Origin of the sequence: Nocardioides houyundeii (assembly GCF_002865585.1) — a bacterium.
In the GTDB taxonomy this organism is placed as follows: domain Bacteria; phylum Actinomycetota; class Actinomycetes; order Propionibacteriales; family Nocardioidaceae; genus Nocardioides; species Nocardioides houyundeii.
In genome coordinates this window covers 1,704,848-1,721,010 of sequence record NZ_CP025581.1, presented here as the reverse complement: position 1 = coordinate 1,721,010, position 16,163 = coordinate 1,704,848, and the positions used below count along the sequence as shown (strand labels likewise).

General features: G+C 73.2%; 18 protein-coding genes. 3 read left to right on the top strand and 15 right to left on the bottom strand.

Features of this window, described 5'->3' with window-relative positions:
- The first annotated feature begins 151 nt into the window (after positions 1 to 151).
- Complete coding sequence (locus tag C0R66_RS08325; protein WP_101524310.1) at positions 152 to 445, top strand: hypothetical protein; 294 nt, start codon at positions 152 to 154, stop codon at positions 443 to 445.
- Here C0R66_RS08325 and rpe read toward each other — a convergent pair.
- From rpe to def, 6 genes are read right to left on the bottom strand one after another with little or no spacing between them, the layout of a single operon-like run.
- On the bottom strand, positions 411 to 1,076 hold the full coding sequence (gene rpe, locus C0R66_RS08320; protein WP_101524309.1) for a ribulose-phosphate 3-epimerase: 666 nt from the start codon (positions 1,074 to 1,076) through the stop codon (positions 411 to 413). The genes C0R66_RS08325 and rpe overlap by 35 nt on opposite strands.
- Positions 1,077 to 1,097: 21 nt before the next feature.
- Entirely contained in the window at positions 1,098 to 2,057 is a 960-nt protein-coding gene (gene ligD, locus C0R66_RS08315; RefSeq protein WP_101524308.1) for a non-homologous end-joining DNA ligase, read from the bottom strand.
- 52 nt (positions 2,058 to 2,109) lie between these two features.
- Positions 2,110 to 3,525 (bottom strand): RsmB/NOP family class I SAM-dependent RNA methyltransferase, encoded by a 1,416-nt coding sequence (locus C0R66_RS08310; RefSeq protein WP_101524307.1) that lies wholly within the window; start codon positions 3,523 to 3,525, stop codon positions 2,110 to 2,112.
- Positions 3,518 to 3,946 carry an MmcQ/YjbR family DNA-binding protein gene (locus tag C0R66_RS08305; RefSeq protein ID WP_101524306.1) on the bottom strand — a complete coding sequence of 143 codons (429 nt, stop codon included), beginning with the start codon at positions 3,944 to 3,946 and terminating at the stop codon, positions 3,518 to 3,520. Before C0R66_RS08305 ends, C0R66_RS08310 begins: the two co-directional genes overlap by 8 nt.
- Before the next feature lie 10 nt (positions 3,947 to 3,956).
- Complete coding sequence (gene fmt, locus C0R66_RS08300; protein WP_101524305.1) at positions 3,957 to 4,946, bottom strand: methionyl-tRNA formyltransferase; 990 nt, start codon at positions 4,944 to 4,946, stop codon at positions 3,957 to 3,959.
- Positions 4,946 to 5,491 carry a peptide deformylase gene (gene def, locus C0R66_RS08295; protein WP_101524304.1) on the bottom strand — a complete coding sequence of 182 codons (546 nt, stop codon included), beginning with the start codon at positions 5,489 to 5,491 and terminating at the stop codon, positions 4,946 to 4,948. Before def ends, fmt begins: the two co-directional genes overlap by 1 nt.
- Before the next feature lie 181 nt (positions 5,492 to 5,672).
- Between def and C0R66_RS08290 the strand changes: the two genes are divergently transcribed.
- Positions 5,673 to 6,587 carry an ABC transporter ATP-binding protein gene (locus C0R66_RS08290; RefSeq protein WP_101526127.1) on the top strand — a complete coding sequence of 305 codons (915 nt, stop codon included), beginning with the start codon at positions 5,673 to 5,675 and terminating at the stop codon, positions 6,585 to 6,587.
- The gene (locus C0R66_RS08285) at positions 6,584 to 7,435 is read left to right on the top strand and encodes an ABC transporter permease (protein WP_101524303.1); all 852 of its coding nucleotides are present in this window, start codon (positions 6,584 to 6,586) and stop codon (positions 7,433 to 7,435) included. The genes C0R66_RS08290 and C0R66_RS08285 overlap by 4 nt, the downstream gene beginning before the upstream one ends.
- Before the next feature lie 42 nt (positions 7,436 to 7,477).
- Here C0R66_RS08285 and C0R66_RS08280 read toward each other — a convergent pair whose 3' ends face one another.
- The 9 genes from C0R66_RS08280 to C0R66_RS08240 all read right to left on the bottom strand — a co-directional run bounded on the left by C0R66_RS08280 (position 7,478) and on the right by C0R66_RS08240 (position 16,160).
- Positions 7,478 to 9,499 (bottom strand): primosomal protein N', encoded by a 2,022-nt coding sequence (locus tag C0R66_RS08280; protein ID WP_158647964.1) that lies wholly within the window; start codon positions 9,497 to 9,499, stop codon positions 7,478 to 7,480.
- A 60-nt stretch (positions 9,500 to 9,559) separates the two neighbouring features.
- On the bottom strand, positions 9,560 to 10,753 hold the full coding sequence (gene metK, locus C0R66_RS08275; RefSeq protein ID WP_101524302.1) for a methionine adenosyltransferase: 1,194 nt from the start codon (positions 10,751 to 10,753) through the stop codon (positions 9,560 to 9,562).
- An 88-nt stretch (positions 10,754 to 10,841) separates the two neighbouring features.
- On the bottom strand, positions 10,842 to 12,071 hold the full coding sequence (coaBC, locus tag C0R66_RS08270; RefSeq protein WP_101526125.1) for a bifunctional phosphopantothenoylcysteine decarboxylase/phosphopantothenate--cysteine ligase CoaBC: 1,230 nt from the start codon (positions 12,069 to 12,071) through the stop codon (positions 10,842 to 10,844).
- A 68-nt stretch (positions 12,072 to 12,139) separates the two neighbouring features.
- Positions 12,140 to 12,460, bottom strand: coding sequence for a DNA-directed RNA polymerase subunit omega (gene rpoZ, locus C0R66_RS08265; RefSeq protein ID WP_101524301.1), 321 nt, complete (start codon positions 12,458 to 12,460; stop codon positions 12,140 to 12,142).
- Between the two features lie 47 nt (positions 12,461 to 12,507).
- On the bottom strand, positions 12,508 to 13,092 hold the full coding sequence (gmk, locus tag C0R66_RS08260) for a guanylate kinase (protein WP_101524300.1): 585 nt from the start codon (positions 13,090 to 13,092) through the stop codon (positions 12,508 to 12,510).
- Positions 13,089 to 13,409 carry an integration host factor, actinobacterial type gene (gene mihF / locus C0R66_RS08255; RefSeq protein WP_101524299.1) on the bottom strand — a complete coding sequence of 107 codons (321 nt, stop codon included), beginning with the start codon at positions 13,407 to 13,409 and terminating at the stop codon, positions 13,089 to 13,091. The genes gmk and mihF overlap by 4 nt, the downstream gene beginning before the upstream one ends.
- Before the next feature lie 162 nt (positions 13,410 to 13,571).
- Complete coding sequence (gene pyrF / locus C0R66_RS08250) at positions 13,572 to 14,408, bottom strand: orotidine-5'-phosphate decarboxylase (RefSeq protein WP_101524298.1); 837 nt, start codon at positions 14,406 to 14,408, stop codon at positions 13,572 to 13,574.
- Entirely contained in the window at positions 14,371 to 15,324 is a 954-nt protein-coding gene (locus C0R66_RS08245; protein ID WP_101524297.1) for a tRNA-dihydrouridine synthase, read from the bottom strand. Before C0R66_RS08245 ends, pyrF begins: the two co-directional genes overlap by 38 nt.
- The gene (locus tag C0R66_RS08240) at positions 15,321 to 16,160 is read right to left on the bottom strand and encodes an iron-sulfur cluster-binding protein (RefSeq protein ID WP_101524296.1); all 840 of its coding nucleotides are present in this window, start codon (positions 16,158 to 16,160) and stop codon (positions 15,321 to 15,323) included. The genes C0R66_RS08245 and C0R66_RS08240 overlap by 4 nt, the downstream gene beginning before the upstream one ends.
- Between the last annotated feature and the right edge of the window lie 3 nt (positions 16,161 to 16,163).

Sequence of the window (16,163 nt, the reverse complement as noted above, 5' to 3'; positions counted from 1 at the left end):
GCAGGTGTCCAGCTGGTGTGCATCCGCGTCGATGCGGTGTGGGGCCCGCCCGGCCGGGCAGCCGATGCCGTGACGTCGAGCGCGGACGGGTTCAGGACCGCCACCTACGCGCGGTACCGCTGGACCAGGTCGGATCGGGAGCCAGTGGTCGGTGTCGCCGTACCCCGACCGACCCGAGCTCGCGGGACTGCTCCAGCAACGGATCCCGAGCCTGGCACCCGGAGTCCGGGCGGTGGTGGGCGGCGGAGACGGCGCCACCCTCTTCCCGTTCATGGCGGTGGCCCGGTCGGTGGACGACGGCCGCACCTGGCGTCGTACCGACGTGAGGCGGTTCGAGGGCCAGATGGGGTACGCCAGCGGCGAGGTGGTGCTGAACAGGGCCGCTCCGGCCCCGTCGTGCTCGGTCGAGCTCAGCGCGCGGCTGCCGCCTCCGCCTTCGCCTTGAGGTCACGGACCATCCGGTCGGGGTCCTGTGCGGAGTAGACCGCGGAGCCGGCGACGAACACGTCGGCGCCGGCCTCCGCGCAGCGCTCGATCGTCTCCATGCTCACGCCGCCGTCGATCTGCAACCAGGTCTCGACCCCGTGCCGGTCCATCATCGCCCGTGCCGAGGAGATCTTGGGCAGGCAGAGATCGAGGAACTTCTGCCCGCCGAAACCGGGCTCGACGGTCATGATCAGCAGCATGTCGAGCTCCGGCAGCAGCGCCTCGTAGGGCTCGATCGGGGTAGCCGGCTTGAGCGCCATGCTGGCGCGGGCGCCCTGGGCGCGGATCTCGCGCGCCAGCCGCACCGGCGCCTTGGCCGCCTCGACGTGGAAGGTCACGCTGCCGCAGCCGACCTCGGCGTACGCCGGCGCCCAGCGGTCCGGGTCCTCGATCATCAGGTGGGCGTCCAGCGGCAGCTCGGTGTGCTTGAGCAGGCTCTCGACCACCGGCAGGCCGAGGGTCAGGTTGGGCACGAAGTGGTTGTCCATCACGTCGACGTGGACCCAGTCGGCATGAGGGATCCGTGCCACCTCCGCTCCGAGGGCGGCTAGGTCGGCGTTCAGGATGCTCGGCGTGATCTGGATTCCCACGCCGCACATGCTAGGCGGCGCTCAGTCCGGCTCGGCCGGCGGCGGGGCGCCTGCCGCCTCGTCACGGTCCGCCCACTCCAGCAGCGGGGCCAGGTCGAAGACCTGCTCGTCGATGTCGGCGTGCAGGTCCCCGAGCTCGGCGAAGCGCTTCGGCACCGTCCGGATGGTGAAGTCGTCCGGCTCCACCTCGTCGACCTCCGCCCAGGACACCGGGGTCGAGACCAGGGCCCGGGGCGCCCCGCGCACGGAGTAGGCCGCGGCGATGGTGTGGTCCCGGGCGTTCTGGTTGTAGTCGACGAAGAGCGCGCCGGGATCCCGGTCCTTGCGCCACCAGGCGGTGGTGACGTCGGTGGGCGAGCGGCGCTCCACCTCGCGGGCGAACGCCAGCGCGGCCCGCCGTACGTCGGCGAAGCCGTGCTCGGGGGCGATGCGCACGTAGATGTGCATCCCCTTGCCGCCGCTGGTCTTGGGGAATCCGGTCGCCCCCAGCTCGTCGAGGACCTCGTGGGCGACGTGGGCCACGCGCCGCACCTGGGCCCAGTCGGAGTCGGGTCCCGGGTCGAGGTCGATGCGCCACTCGTCGGGCTTCTCGGTGTCGTGGCGCCGGCTGTTCCACGGGTGGAACTCCACCGTCGACATCTGCACCGCCCAGATCACCTGGGCCAGCTCGGTGACGCACAGCTCATCGGCCGTCCGCTTCCAGCGCGGGAAGAACAGCTCCACGGTCTCCACCCAGTCCGGCGCTCCCGCGGGCAACCGCTTCTGGTGCACCTTGTCACCGGCCAGCCCCTTGGGGAACCGGTGCAGCATGCAGGGGCGCTCCAGCAGGGCGTTCACGATTCCGTCGCCGACCGCGAGGTAGTACTCCACCAGGTCGAGCTTGGTCGCCCCGATCTCGGGGAAGTAGACCCGCTCGGGGTTGCTGACCCGGACGACGCGCCCGTCCACCTCGAGCTCGACTGCTGGTGACTTCGTGGGCACTCGCCCACGCTAGCGTCCCGAGACCACCACCGTCCCCCAGGTGCTGCCGCGGCTAGCGGGGATTGCGCCGCAGCAGCGCCATGAACATGGCGTCGGTCTGGTGCCGGTGCGGCCACAGCTGCACCGTCCCGGGCAGCGGTCCGGCGGCGTCGGCGACCCCTGGAAGCAGCCCCGACATGTCCTCCAACGCAACGTCGTCACGCCCGGCGAGGACCTCGGTGACCACACCTGCGGTCTCCGCCAGCACCGGGGAGCAGGTGGCGTAGAGGACCACGCCGCCGGGGCGCACGCTGTCCAGCGCGGAGTCCAGCAGCGCCCGTTGCAGCGGCACCAGGGCCTCGAGGTCCGCCGGCGTACGCCGCCACCGGGCCTCGGGTCGGCGGCGCAGCGCTCCCAGGCCCGTGCAGGGCACGTCGACCAGCACCCGGTCGAAGGTCTCCGGCGCCCAGGGCGGCCGGGTGCCGTCCGCGGTGACCACGCCGGACACACCGGCCGCCCCCCGCAGCGAACGCGCCACCAGGCCGGAGCGGTGCTGCTGCCGCTCGCTGGCCAGCAAGGTGGCACCACTGCGGTCCGCCAGCGCTGCGAGCAGGGCCGCCTTGCCGCCGGGGCCCGCGCACATGTCGAGCCAGCGCTGAGTCTCGGAGCCGTCCCGGCCTGCCGGCACGTCAGCGGCAGCCAGGGCGATCGCCACCAGCTGGGAGCCCTCGTCCTGCACCCCGGCGCGGCCCTGGGCCACCGCCGGCACCGAGCCCGGGTCGCCGCCCTCCAGCACCACGCCGTACGGCGAGTACGCCGTCGGGGCGCCTGGCAGCTCGGAACGGTCCGCGCGGCCCGGGCGCGCCACCAGGACCACCCGGGGCGCCTCGTTGTCGGCAGCGAGCAGGTCCTCCAGCTCCTCCTCCCCCACCGCCGCGGCGAGCGCGTCCACCACCCAGCGGGGGTGGGAGTGGGCGACGGAGGCGAAGCCGTGCGGGTCGCGAGCGGGGTCCGGGGCCACCCGGCGTACCCAGGCGGACAGGTCGTGCTCGCTGACCCGGCGCAGCACGGCGTTGGAGAAGCCGGCGGGCCCCTGGCCCGTGGTGGCCCGCACCAGGTCCACGGTGGTGCTGATCGCCGCGTGTGCGGGCACCCGCATCGAGAGCAGCTGGTGGGTGCCCAGCAGCAGCGCGTCCAGGACCCGCTCCTCCACCTTGGCCAGCGGCCGGTCCACGCAGGCGGCCAGGACGGCCTGGTACGTGCCGCGACGGCGGAGCGTGCCGGAGACCAGCTCGGTGACGAACGCGGCGTCGCGCGCCTCGAGCCCGTGCTGACGCAGCACCTCGGGCAGCACCAGGTTGGGGTAGGCGCCGTCGACGCGCACCGCCTTGAGCACCTCGAACGCTGCCCGGCGGGGCGGGTCGGCGACCGGGCGTGGCTTCGGGGGACGCCCGCCCGCCCGGGGGGCTCGGCGTCTGGGGTCAGCCATGGTCGCGGTACTCCTTCAAGAGTCGTTTGGGGGCACGGGCCGCCCATGCCTGGGTGATGACCTCGCGCAGCTCACCGAGGTCGAGCTCGCCGACCTGCGACTGGCGCAGCAGCACCGCGTTGGCTCGGCGGAGGTGGGGAATGGTGAAGAAGGGGGTGCCCGGATCCGCCACCAGGGCGTCCTTGGCCGCCTCGTCCGCGACGGTGATCACCACGACGTCGTCGTACATCTCGCCGGTCTCGGGGTCGGTCGCGGTGGGGTGCGGCATCCGGAAGAGCAGGAAGCCACGACCCTTGGGACCGCTCGGCACCTTGTAGGTGGGGCGGTCACCCCACGACACCCCGAGCTCGACCTCGGGCAGCGACAGGCAGATCTCGTCGATGTCCTCGGGTCGGGCCGCGCGGTCCGTGCGCTCGGTCATGCCGGGTGTCTCAGTCGGTGTCAGTGTCGGCGTCGGTGTCGGTGTCGGTGTCGGTGTCGGTGTCGGTGTCGGGGCCACCGAAGCGGATGCCGGAGTCCAGCCTGGCCCCGCGGGCCCAGTCGGCTGCGGCCATCTCCTTCTTGCCGAACGCCTTGACCTGGCCGAGCTGCACCGGATCGGTGCCGGTGCCGACGAAGACCGCCTTGCGGGTGACCTCCACCTGTCCGGGCTCCAGACGCTCGCGGTCGGTGGTGAGTGCCACCGGACCGATCTTGATGCGCTCGCCCTCGTGCGTGCTCCAGGCCCCGGGACCCGGCGTGCAGGCACGGATGCGGCGGTCGACGGCCAGCGCGGGCTCGGTCCAGTCGATCCGTGCGTCCTCGACGGAGATCTTGGGCGCGAAGGAGAGTCCGTCCTCGGGCTGCTCCCGCGCCTGGATGTCGCCGGACTCCAGGCCGTCGATGGTGGCCACGAGGAGTCCCGCGCCACCTTCGGCGAGCCGGCCCAGCAGGTCTCCGGCGGTGTCGGTGGGCCGGATCCGCTCGGTCATCACGCCGAAGGTGGGACCGGCGTCCAGGGCCTTGACGATGCGGAAGGTGGTGGCGCCGGTGACCTCGTCACCGGCCCAGATCGAGTGCTGCACCGGGGCGGCGCCACGCCAGGCGGGCAGCACGGAGAAGTGCAGGTTGACCCAGCCCAGGGGCGGGATGTCGAGCGCGCTCTGGGGCAGCAGTGCGCCGTAGGCCACCACCGGGCAGCAGTCGGGGCGCAGGTCGCGCAGCTGCTGCTGGAACTCCGGGTCGCGCGGGTGCTCCGGCTTGAGCACCGGCAGGCCGAGCTCCTCGGCGCGTCGGGCGACCGGGCTGGCCACCAGCTTGCGGCCGCGGCCCGACGGCGCGTCGGGCCGGGTGACGACGGCCACCACGTCGTGCTGGGATTCCATCAGCGCGTCCAGGGCCGGCACCGCCACCTCCGGGGTGCCGGCGAACACCAGGCGCATCAGGAGCCGAACCCGTGCGTGGCGTGCGGGGAGACCTTGACCACGGGCCGTTCCAGGCCGAACCAGTCGGACTCGCGGATCGCCTTCATGGCAGCCTTTCGTGCCTCGACGTCGAGGCGGTCGATGAACAGCACCCCGTCGAGGTGGTCGGTCTCGTGCTGCAGGGCCCGGGCCAGGAGCTCGGAGGCCTCGATCCGCAGCGGCTCGCCGTACATGTCGAAGCCGGTGGCCACCACCCGCAGCGCCCGCAGGCAGTCGTAGGTGAGCTCGGGCAGCGACAGGCACCCCTCCGCCCCGTCCTGCGTCTCGTCGGACAGGCTCAGGGTCGGGTTGACCAGGTGCCCCATCTCCCCCTCGACGTTCCAGGTGAACACGCGCAGTCCCACCCCGATCTGGGGGGCCGCCAGCCCGGCGCCGGGGGCGGCGAGCATGGTGTCGGTGAGGTCCGTGACCAACGTGCGGACCTCCTTGTCGAAGTCGGTGACCTCGATCGCGCGCGTACGCAGGATCGGGTCCCCGAAGAGACGGATGGGCTGGACTGCCACGAGGTGGTGCTCCTTGCGAGGACGACGAACACAGGGGTGCGCAACGACAGTCTACGAACGCCTGGCTCCTCTCCCCCGGTCGAGGCTCGTCCCCGGCGGCGGACAGCTCCGGGCACCGGGCCGCGGGAACCCTAGGGTGGGCCCGTTCTGCGCGCGGGCGACGAGGGTGGAGGTGCGGGAGATGGCTCCGGTAGTCACGGTTCGAGGCCTGCGGATGCGCTACGGCAGCACCGACGTGCTCACCGGCGTCGACTTCGACATCTCCGCCGGGGAGGTGCTCTGCCTGCTCGGTCCCAACGGCGCCGGCAAGACCACCACGATCGAGATCCTCGAGGGCTTCCGGATCCGCTCCGCCGGGGAGGTGAGCGTCCTGGGCCAGGACCCGGCCAACGCGGACGAGTCCTGGCGCGCCCGGACCGGCGTGGTCCTGCAGTCCTGGCGGGACCATCCCCGCTGGACGCCTCGTCGGCTGCTCACCCACCTCGGCGGGTACTTCGCGCCCTTCTCCACCCCGGACCGGCGTCGGCCGCACGACATCGACCTGCTGCTGGAGACCGTGGGGCTCACCGAGCTCGCCGACCGCAAGATCGCGACCCTCTCCGGTGGCCAGCGGCGCCGCCTCGACGTCGCCGTCGGCATCGTGGGACGGCCCGAGCTGCTCTTCCTCGACGAGCCCACCGCAAGCTTCGACCCGCAGGCCCGGCGGGAGTTCCACGAGCTCGTGCGGCGCCTCGGGGAGGCCGAGGGGACGACGATCCTGCTCACCACCCACGACCTCGACGAGGCCGAGAAGCTCGCGGACCGGGTGCTGGTGCTGGCCGGCGGCCGGATCGTCGCGGACGACACCGTCGGGGGTCTGTCGCGGCGGGTCGAGGGTGAGTCACAGGTCAGGTGGACCCAGAGCGGCCGCGCGCACTCGGAGTCGGTGCTCGACGCCACCGCGTTCGTCCGGGAGCTGCTGCACCACGGGGATGACATCCGTGACCTGGAGGTACGCCGGGCGAGCCTGGAGGACGCCTACCTCTCACTGGTCCGTCAGCACGAGGCCGGGCACACCGACGCCGCGGCCCAGCTCTTCAGCGAGGTGACCCGATGAGCCCCACCCTGCAGGCGATCCGACTGGGCGTGCGGCGAGGCTGGACGGAGTTCCTCCAGAGCATCCGCAGCACCCAGGACCAGGGCTACTACCTGTTCACGGCCGCCGCGGTCGTCGGCTACCTCTACCTGCGCCGCAACACCGAGGTAGCGGGGACCGACCTGCTCCTGCCCTCCGTGTCCCTGCCGAGCATCCTGGGCGCCCTGGTGGCGTTCGGTGTGGTGATCGGTCCGGCCTCCACCCTGGCCATGGAGAAGGAGGACGGCACCCTGCTGCGCTACAAGGCGGTGCCCCACGGGCTCCGCGGCTACTTCACCGGCCAGCTGCTGCTGCAGTCACTGGGGCTGGTCCCCCAGCTCACGGTCATCCTGGTGCCGAGCTTCTGGTTGTTCGACGGCCTGATGGCGAGCTCGTCGGGCTGGTTCACCGTCGTCTGGGTGCTGCTGCTGGGGCTGCTGGCCCTGATGCCCATCGGGATGGTGATCGGCGGTCTGGTCCCGGGGGTGGCCAAGATCGGCACCTGGGGGATGCTGCCCGTGATGGCCCTCGCGGGCATCTCCGGGGTCTTCTACCCGATCCAGCAGCTGTGGGGCTGGCTCCAGGTCGTGGCCCAGCTCTTCCCGATGTACTGGCTCTCGCTGGGAATGCGCTCGGCCTTCCTGCCCGACGAGGCCGCGGAGCTGGAGATCGGCGGCAGCTGGCGAACGCTGGAGACCGTGGGCGTGCTGGGCGCCTGGGCGGTGGTCGGCGCCGTGGTGACCCCGATGGTGCTGCGGCGCATGGCGCGCCGCCAGACCGGGTCCCAGGTGGAGGCGGCCCGGGACGCCAGCCTGCAGTGGATCCGCTGAGCAGCCGCACGTCGCACTGCAGACCTGCTGCCCGTGGTCGCCTCAGAGGGAGTGCGGGTCGACCTGGATCCGCACCGCCTCGAGCTTGCGGGCCGAGCGCACCCGCTGCAGCTCCAGCAGGGCCGCGGACAACGCCCCTCCCTGGCTCCTGGGCGCCCGCACCACAAGACGCACCTCCGACTCCCCCACCGGCACCGGACCCAGGACCTCCGCGACCGCCGGCAGGGCCAGCAGCGTCAGCGCGTCGTCGACCGCGCCCGGCTCCCCGGTGACGGTGGCCAGCCGCACGGCCGGCGGCAGGTGTGCCTGCCGCCGCTGCTCCACCTCGCGGGCCGCGAACCCCGCTGGGTCCCACCGCACCAGCGCCTGCAGGGCCGGATGCGCCGGATCGCCCACCGCCATCACGTGCCCCCCTGCGCGCACCAGTCCGGCCGCGGTGAGCCATCGGCGCAACGCCTCCTCCTCCGTGCGCAGGTCGGTGCGGGCCAGGGGCATCCAGGTGTCCAGCAGCAGCACCCCGGCATAGCCCCCCAGGGCGACCGGCTCCGCGCCGGGGGTGGCCACCACGACCTGGGAGTGCGAGTCGACTCCGTCCAGCACCCGCTCCCCACCTGAGCTGCGGATGGTGGTGCCCGGGAACATCCGGCCCAGCTCCTCAGCGGTCCGGTCCCGCCCGATCACCGGGGCACGCAGGCCGTGGTGCCCGCACTCGGCACAGCGCCAGCGGTCCTCCACCGCACCGCACCAGCGGCACGTGGGCAGGTCGGTGTGACCGGCGAGCTGGAGCCCTCCGGCGCACACGCGGCACCGGGCCGGCGTCCGGCAGCGTTCGCACGCCAGCGACGGCGCATAGCCCGAGCGCGGCGTCTGCACCAGCACCGGTCCCTCGGTCAGCGCGCGGCGCACCATGGCATGGGCCGCCCCGGGGATGCGCGCCCCGATCGCCCGGTCCTCTGCCGGGGCGACGTCGACCCGCACCCGCGCCCGCACGGTCTCCCGGCTCGGGACCAGCGGCTGCGCCCACCCGGTGCGGAGCAGGTAGTCCGCCTCGCAGGTGCGAGACCAGCCGCCCACCAGGGCCGCGGCGCCCTCCTGCTCGGCGCGCATCAGCAGCACCTCCCGAGTGTGGGGGTAGGGCGCCCGGGGCTCCGCGTGCAGGTCGTCGCCGTCGTCCCAGATGACGACCAGGCCCAGGTCGTGCACCGGCGCGAACGCGGCCGAACGGGTGCCGACCACCGCTCGGTGGACCCCACGCGAGACCTCGAGGAACGCGCCGTACCGCTTGGCCGGCCCGGCCTCGGCGCTGAGCACCGAGTGCTGGCCGGGCCCCAGCACCTGCTCGAAGGCGGCGGAGACCCGGACGACGTCGCGGTGGTCGGGCACGCACACCAGCACCCCGCGGCCGCCGTGCAGCGTCACCGCAGCCGCGTGCGCGAGGAGCGTCGGCCAGTCGGCGCCGGGCACGGCCTGCCAGACCGCCCGGGGCGACCCGCCGTCGCCCAGCTGCTGCAACCACGAGTCGGCGTGGTCGTGGTCGAGCCAGGCGCGGGCTGCCGCGGCCGGGTCGCAGGGGGCAGGGTCAGGTGCGCCGACCACCGGCGCGGACTCCGTGCCGGCATGACGGGGCGGCACCGCGAGCCGGAGCACGTCGGCCCGGGCGCCGGCGTAGCGGGCTGCCACCGCCCCGGTGAGCTCGGCCACCGCGGGGCTCAGCACCGGTTCGGCGCTGACGACGCGGCGCAGCGGCGTCAGGCGACCAGGGTGGTCGCTGCCGGCCGCACGGGCCACCACGAAGCCGTCGACGTCCTGGCCGGCGAAACGGACCTTGACCCGGGCTCCCGGGACGGCGCTGGCGGCCATCGCGGCCGGCACCTGGTAGTCGAAGGGCCGGTCCAGGTGGGCGAGCGGGACGTCGACCAGGACCCGGGCCACGGGGTCGGTCCCGGCAGGCTCGGCCTCGTCGACCCGGCGGCGTCGGGTGGCGGCGGCCTTGGCCCGGGCGTCCGCCACGGACGCACGAAGGCCGGGCAGCATCTCCGGCTGCCCGGCCTCGTGTGCGCTCATGAGGGTGTGTCTACCAGTCGCCACCGACGCCGCGGTGCGGGCCGGGGGGGCCGGAGTCGGTCAGAGACCGGCTGCCGCCTTCAGCTGGTCGGCGCGGTCGGTGATCTCCCAGGTGAAGCCCGGCAGCTCACGACCGAAGTGGCCGTAGGCCGCCGTCTGGGCGTACTTCGGCTTCAGCAGGTCGAGGTCGCGGATGATCGCGGCGGGGCGCAGGTCGAAGACCTCGAGCACCGCCTCCTGGATCTTGGAGTCCGGGACCACCCCGGTGCCGAAGGTCTCGATGAAGACGCCCACGGGGGCGGCCTTGCCGATGGCGTAGGCGACCTGGGCCTCGCAGCGACGGGCGAGCCCGGCGGCCACGACGTTCTTGGCGACCCAGCGCATCGCGTACGCCGCGGAGCGGTCGACCTTCGAGGGGTCCTTGCCCGAGAAGGCACCGCCGCCGTGACGGGCCATGCCGCCGTAGGTGTCGATGATGATCTTGCGACCGGTGAGGCCGGCGTCGCCCATCGGTCCTCCGACGACGAACCGGCCGGTCGGGTTGACCAGCATCCGGTAGCCCGCCGACGGGATGTCGAACGACGCCAGGACGGGGTCGATCACGTGCTGCCGGATCTCGTCCTCGAGCTTGGCGAGGTCGGTGTCCTCGGAGTGCTGGGTGGAGAGCACGACCGTGTCGACGCGCACGGGGCGGTTGTCGTCGTCGTACTCGATGGTGACCTGGGTCTTGCCGTCGGGACGCAGGTTGGGCATCGTGCCGTCCTTGCGCACCCGGGACAGCCGCTCGGCGAGCCGCTGGGCGATGGTGATGGGGAGCGGCATCAGCTCGGGAGTGTCGTCGCAGGCGTAGCCGAACATCAGTCCCTGGTCGCCGGCGCCCTGACGGTCCAGCTCGTCGGTGGACTGGTCGTGACGCTCCTCGTAGGCGTCGTCGACACCCTGGGCGATGTCGGGCGACTGGGCGCCGATGGCCACGGTGACGCCGCAGGAGGCGCCGTCGAAGCCCTTCTCGGAGGCGTCGTAGCCGATCTCGAGGATCTTGTCGCGCACCAGCTTGGCCACGGGCGCGTACGCCGTGGTGGTGACCTCGCCGGCCACGACGACCAGCCCGGTGGTCAGCAGCGTCTCGACGGCCACGCGGCTCGCCGGGTCGTGGGCCAGGAGGTAGTCGAGCACGGTGTCGCTGATCTGGTCAGCGATCTTGTCGGGGTGACCCTCGGTCACCGACTCAGACGTGAAAAGGCGTCCTGCCACGGTGTCACTCTCTCCCGGGTTGTTGATGGTGGTCGATCACACTAGACCCGCGTCAGCATGCAAGACGATCGTCTCACTGGGCGAATCCTCAGGGCTGGAGACGGCGGGAGATCTCGTCCCAGATGGCGTGCGCGACCCGCGACTTGGGGCCGTGCGGGACCTCGACGCAGGTGCCGTCGGCGCCGAGGATGACCACCTCGTTGTCCGCACTGCCGAAGACCGCACCCTGGCTCACGTCGTTGACGACGAGCAGGTCGCAGCGCTTGCGCGCGAGCTTGGCCCGGCCCAGCTCCAGCACCGAGCCCGTCTGGTCACCCGTCTCGGCGGCGAAGCCCACGATGAGGGCGTCGGGACGGAACCGGGCCGAGGAGATCTCCGCCAGGATGTCGGGGTTCTGCACCAGGTCCAGCGCGGGCGCGGACCCGTCGGAGCTCTTCTTGATCTTGGCGTCCTGCACCGCGGCGGGACGGAAGTCGGCGGGCGCCGCAGCCATCACCACCGCGTCGGAGCGTGCGGCTTCCCGCACCACGGCGTCCCGCATCTCGGCGGTGGTCTCCACCCGCAACACGCGCACCCCGGCGGGGTCCGGCAGGGCGACGTTGGCGCTGACCAGGGTGACGCTAGCACCCCGCGAGGCGGCCGCCTTGGCGAGCGCATAGCCCTGGAGTCCCGAGGACCGGTTGCCCAGGAAGCGGACCGGGTCGAGGTACTCACGGGTGCCGCCGGCGGAGACCAGCACGGTGCGACCCGCCAGGTCGGCCCCACCAGCGCCGCGCTGGAGCACCCCGGAGGCGATCTCGAAGATCTCGGCCGGGTCCGGGAGCCGGCCCTTGCCGGTGTCCTTGCCGGTCAAGCGCCCCTCCGCGGGCTCCAGCACCAGGGCGCCGCGGCTGCGCAGGGTCGCCACGTTGGCCACGGTCGCCGGGTGCTCCCACATCTCGGTGTGCATCGCGGGGGCGAAGACCACCGGGCAGCGCGCGGTCAGCAGGGTGTTGGTGAGCAGGTCGTCGGCCAGCCCGTGCGCCGCCTTGGCGAGGACGTCCGCGGTCGCAGGCGCGACCACGACCAGGTCGGCGGTCTGTCCCACCCGGACGTGCGGGACCTGGTGCACGTCGGTCCACACCTCGCTGGAGACCGGCTTGCCCGAGAGCGCGGCCCAGGTCGGGGCGCCCACGAAGGCCAGGGCGGCGGCGGTGGGGACCACGGTGACGTCGTGGCCGGACTCGGTGAACCGGCGCAGCAGCTCGCAGGCCTTGTAGGCGGCGATACCGCCGCTCACCCCAAGAACGACACGCGGCCGCGCCCCCTCCGGGAGCACGGCCTCGTGGTCGTCGACGGGGTTCACCGGGTCGGGCGTGTGGTCGACGGGACGATCATCAGAGCTGGTCACTCTGCGCTGGTGGCTCCCGCCGAAGCCTTGGCGGCCTCCTCGGCAGCGAGCTCTGCGGGGTCGATGTCCTCACAGGTCAGCAGGTCCTCGTTGATCTCGCGCAGGGCGATGGAGAGGGGCTTCTCCTGGACGTGGGTGTCGACCAGCGGGCCGACGTACTCCAGCAGGCCCTCGCCGAGCTGGGAGTAGTAGGCGTTGATCTGCCGGGCGCGCTTGGCGCTGTAGAGGACCAGCTTGTACTTGCTGTCGGTCTTGGTGAGCAGGTCGTCGATCGAGGGGTTGGTGACGCCCTCTGCGGCGATGTTGGGGGCAGACACGCGTGAGCCTCACAAGGTTCGAAGTTGGGTGTTCGGGCGGAGTCGGATCAACGCCCGGGGTCGAGCACCATCAAGTTTACCAACTCCTCGACCGCAGCGTGAACTTCATGGTTCACGATGGTGACGTCGAACTCCGCTTCGGCCTCCAGCTCCTCGCGCGCGGTGGCCAGTCGACGAGCCCGTTCCTCGGCGTTCTCGGTGCCCCGACCGACGAGCCGGCGGACCAGCTCGTCCCACGACGGCGGCTTGAGGAAGACGAACAGGGCCTCCGGCATCGTCCGGCGGACCTGGCGGGCCCCCTGCAGGTCGATCTCCAGCATCGCCGGGCGACCTTGGGCCAGCACCTCCTCGACCGGACCGCGCGGCGTGCCGTACCGGGCGGCGCCGTGCACGCAGGCCCACTCCAGGAGCTCGTCGTTGGCGACCATCGCGTCGAACTGGGCATCGTCGACGAAGTGGTAGTGCACGCCGTCGATCTCGCCGGGCCGCGGCGCCCGGGTGGTCACCGAGACCGAGATCCAGACCTCGGGGTGGCGTCGCCGGACGTCGGCGGCCACGGTGCCCTTGCCGACGGCGGTGGGCCCGGCCAGGACGACGAGTCGGGAGACCGGTATGGAGCCCACGGCGCTCATGCGCCGTCGGCGAACTCGCGCTCCAGCGCGGCCACCTGCTTGGTGCCGAGCCCGCGGACCCGTCGGCTCTCGGCGATGCCGAGGCGCTCCATCACCTGTCGGGCCCGCACCTTGCCCAGGCCGGGCATCGACTGCAGCAGGTCGACGACCCGCATCTTGCCGACCACCTCGTTGTCCTGCCCCTCGCGGATCACCTCGATGATCGAGGCGCCCGAGTTCTTGAGCCGGTTCTTCACCTCCGCGCGCTCCCTGCGGGAGGCGGCAGCCTTGTCGAGCGCCGCGAGGCGCTGTTCGGGGGTGAGGGGAGGCAGTGCCACGTGAGCAGTCCTAGTCGTCGGCAGGCAAAAGTCGTGTCGTCAGCGGGTCGCAGGCCGTTGCGGCAGGCGGCCGCTCACGGCCCGATCAATCTAGTCAGAGAGCCTGTCCACGAGCAATCGCGGGGCCTGCCCGGGCACGTGATCACCCCCACGTACGCTGCTTCAGCCCTCGCCCAGCACCGCGATCGCGTCGTTGCCGCGACGTGCCGCGTCCCGCAGCGAGATCAGGTCCGGGCCGGCGCGCAGCACCTCCCGCGAGGTGCTCGGCAGGACCCGGGAGGCCGAGGCGCCGAAGATCCGGCGCAGGTCCTCCACCGTGCCGCCCTGGGCGCCGAAGCCCGGCGCCAGGATCGGCCCGTTGAAGTCCAGGTCCTCTGCGGGTCGGCCGATCGTGGCCCCGATGACCGCTCCGAAGTCCCCCATCGGCTCGGCACCGGCGTTGAGCCGGCTCAGGTTGGCCAGCACGGTGCCGGCCACCGTGTCCGCGCCCGAGACCGCGGACTGGACCTCGGCCCCCTCCTTGTTCGACGTCAGAGCCAGCACGAAGAGTCCGCCGCCGTGCCGCCGCGCCACCTCGACCATCGGGTCCAGCGACCCGAAGCCCAGGAAGGGCGAGGCGGTGATCGCGTCCGAGGCCAGCGGGGAGGCCGGATCCAGGTAGGCGTCGGCGTAGGCCCGGGTGGTGGAGCCGATGTCGCCCCGCTTGACGTCCAGCAGGACCAGGGCCCCGGCCGCGCGGGACTCGGCCACCACGCGCTCCAGGACCGCGATCCCGGCGCTGCCGAACCGCTCGTAGAACGCGCTCTGCGGCTTCACCACCGAGACCACCGGAGCGAGCGCCTCGACGCACGTCATCGCGAACCTCTCCAACCCGGCGACGTCGTCGCCCAGGCCCCACTCCAGCAGCAGCCCCGCGTGGGGGTCGATGCCCACGCACAGCCGCCCACGGGTGGACATCGCCTCACTCAGCCGGGCTCCGAAGGTCGGTACGACGGTCATGGTCTCTCCCGGGGTCGTGGGGGTCTGGGGCGTGATGGTCGTGGAGGTCGCGGTGGTGGTGCTGGTCCCGGTGGTCCGAGTCCGAGCCGCGCACCAGGTGGGGGGCTCCCGCCAGGTCGGAGACGAGCCGGGACACGGTGGTGGGGTCGTGCAGCAGGGCAGTGCCGACCTGGACCGCGACCGCGCCGGCGCGCAGGTGCTCCCGGGCGTGGTCGGTGCTCTCGACCCCGCCCGCCCCGATCACCGCGACCCCGGGCAGGGCGCGGACCACCTCGAGCACGCAGCGCAGCGCGACCGGCCGGAGCGCAGGGCCGCTCAGTCCGGCAGGGCGCCCGTCCGGCATCGCGGCCGGCAGCGCGTTGCCCAGCACCACGGCGCTCGCCCCCGCCTCGCTCACCGCGCGGGCCGTCTCCACCGCCCGGGAGACGTCGAGCCGCAGCTTGGCCAGGACGGGGAGGTCACGGGGCAGCTCGCGGCGCACCACGGAGATCGCGGACGCCGCCAGGTAGGGCTCGCGGGCGTCGAAGACCCCGGCACCCTCGGGGTCGGGCACCGAGAGGTTGACCTCCACCCCGGCGATGCCGGGGGTGCGGCCCAGGCTGCGCGAGAGCTCGGCGTACTCGGCGAGCGAGGAGCCGGCGATGGAGACGAACACCTGCGCGCCGGCCCGGACCAGCCAGCGCAGCTCGGTCTCGCAGAACACCGTGAGGCCGGGGTTGTGCAGCCCCACGGCGTTGAGGAACCCGCTCGGCGACTCGACCAGGCGCGGCGTCGGGCCGCCGCTCCTGGCGCCCGAGGTCAGCGTGCGGGTGACGAACGCCAGGCCGTCGAGGTCGGTGAAGGGAGCCAGCTCCCGGCCCGTCCCTCCGCAGCCCGACGCGACCATGACCGGGGACCTCAGCCCGAGCCCGCTCATCCCAGCTCGTCCCACAGCACGCGGTCGCCCGGCAACGCGGGCCCCTCCAGGCAGGCGCGGACCTGCAGGACCCCTCCGTCGCCGCCCAGGACCGGTACGACGCAGGCGTGGCACAGGCCGGTGGCGCACGGCATCGGACGCTCCAGGGCCACCTGGGAGCTCACGCCGCGCGCACTGGCCTCGCGGGCCACCACGGCCAGGGTCGAGGCCGCACCGGCGGCGTACACGACGGGGGCACCGCTGGCGTCCAGCGCCGCCCCGACGTGCGTCGCGGCCGTGCCGCGGCTTCCCACGGAGCCGTCCTCGGTCACGACCGTCACGCTGCGGGCCAGCCTGCGCGCCTCCAGCGCGGAGAGGAGATGGGCCTCGTCCCGGGCGGCCACCAGCATGGTGACGGGGCACTCCCGGTCGCGGAGCCGCTCGGCCAGGCTGAACAGGGCCGCCGCGGCGTACCCCTCCCCCACCAGCAGGCAGGGCACCGACTCCCGGGGCAGCGCGAAGGGGCGTCCCAGGGGACCCGTGACCGGCAGCCGGGCGCCCTGCGGCAGGGCGCTGAGCCACCGGCCTCCCACCCCGCACGGCTCCACCACTACCTCGAGGGTCGCCCCGTGCGTGCCGGTGGCGCGGACCCGGTGGATCCACAGCGGGCGGCGGGCCAGGTGCGCGGTGTCCAGGGAGACCGCGACGAACTGCCCGGGCCGGAAGCGCTCGGGGATGCCCGGGACCGCCAGCGTCAGGACGCGGTAGGCGCCGGCTCGCCTGGTCGCCAGCACCTCCCCCGTGGCGTGCACCGGGCCCCGGTCCGGCAGCGCCCGAGTGGGTACGACGTCCGGCACCGG

What these genes read in the sequence shown, in the direction of transcription:
- fmt (WP_101524305.1), bottom strand. Translation starts at nt 4,946, where the DNA reads ATGCGCCTGGTGTTCGCCGGCACCCCGGAGGTGGCGGTGCCGGCCCTG.
- C0R66_RS08290 (WP_101526127.1), top strand. Translation starts at nt 5,673, where the DNA reads ATGGCTCCGGTAGTCACGGTTCGAGGCCTGCGGATGCGCTACGGCAGC.
- pyrF (WP_101524298.1), bottom strand. Translation starts at nt 14,408, where the DNA reads ATGACCGTCGTACCGACCTTCGGAGCCCGGCTGAGTGAGGCGATGTCC.
- C0R66_RS08245 (WP_101524297.1), bottom strand. Translation starts at nt 15,324, where the DNA reads ATGAGCGGGCTCGGGCTGAGGTCCCCGGTCATGGTCGCGTCGGGCTGC.
- C0R66_RS08305 (WP_101524306.1), bottom strand. Translation starts at nt 3,946, where the DNA reads ATGACCGAGCGCACGGACCGCGCGGCCCGACCCGAGGACATCGACGAG.
- C0R66_RS08310 (WP_101524307.1), bottom strand. Translation starts at nt 3,525, where the DNA reads ATGGCTGACCCCAGACGCCGAGCCCCCCGGGCGGGCGGGCGTCCCCCG.
- C0R66_RS08285 (WP_101524303.1), top strand. Translation starts at nt 6,584, where the DNA reads ATGAGCCCCACCCTGCAGGCGATCCGACTGGGCGTGCGGCGAGGCTGG.
- gmk (WP_101524300.1), bottom strand. Translation starts at nt 13,092, where the DNA reads ATGAGCGCCGTGGGCTCCATACCGGTCTCCCGACTCGTCGTCCTGGCC.
- C0R66_RS08280 (WP_158647964.1), bottom strand. Translation starts at nt 9,499, where the DNA reads ATGAGCGCACACGAGGCCGGGCAGCCGGAGATGCTGCCCGGCCTTCGT.